The organism is Fenollaria sp. C0166D3 (assembly GCF_056590255.1).
In genome coordinates, this window is record NZ_JBWPVU010000020.1 from 1 (window position 1) to 817 (window position 817).

Annotated in this window: 1 protein-coding gene; it reads right to left on the reverse strand. The window is 32.9% G+C overall.

Going from position 1 to position 817, the window contains the following annotated elements; translation table 11 throughout:
- A partial coding sequence (locus AC1EJ0_RS08150) for a DDE-type integrase/transposase/recombinase (RefSeq protein WP_480023970.1) occupies positions 1–722 on the reverse strand: 722 nt, incomplete at its 3' end.
- Between the last annotated feature and the right edge of the window lie 95 nt (positions 723–817).

Below are 817 nucleotides of genomic sequence, written 5' to 3' on the forward strand. Positions count from 1 at the left end.
TATGGTCTTGTCCTTTTAATCTTCATTCCTAGTTTTTGTGCAACTTTTTCAAATGCGCTTGTTTTGTCTGTCTTGTCTCCATCGTTTACAAATTCATATCCGTTGTCTACTTGTATTGTGTTTATTTTGAATCCTAATTTATTTTCTAGTTCTATTAAAAATTTACTTGTTTCGTATGTGCTTTTTTCTTTAACTATTTTTAGTATTCTTTTTCTGCTAAACTCGTCTATTGCTGTTATTTGATAGTATTTACATCCATATGCTGGAAACTTTATACACTCTTGTGGAACGTGTTTTATATCTACTTGTACTTTATCTCCTGGATATTTGCCGTCTAGTTTTATATACTTTGTATAGCTTTTACGGCGCTTTTCCACGTTTTTGTATCCTTTTACACGTATTTGTCTACACATGCTCCAAAAACTTCTTGTATAGCCTTTTGCTAAGCATCTAACGTATACTTCTGCAAGGCCATAGATACCATTTCTTCTGTACATATCTTTTATTAGTTTAAGTTCTTCTTCTGTGTGTGCATTTGGACTATTGTGTGGTCTTCTTGACTTAAGTGCTAGGCTTCTTACTGTTCCATCGTATTTTGCTAATTGTCTGTAAACGAATTGGCGATTTGTGTGGTAGCGTCTTGCGGCTTTTGTTACTCCATATTTTAAGGCATAATCACATAATCTCTTGCGAAAACGCATTTCTTCTGTTATAATTGTCATGAGAGAGGCTCCTTTCTGGTTTTTTTGTTGTCAAACCTATTATATCAGAATACCTCTCTTTTTTTATTTGTTTTTGTAACATATGTTATACCACA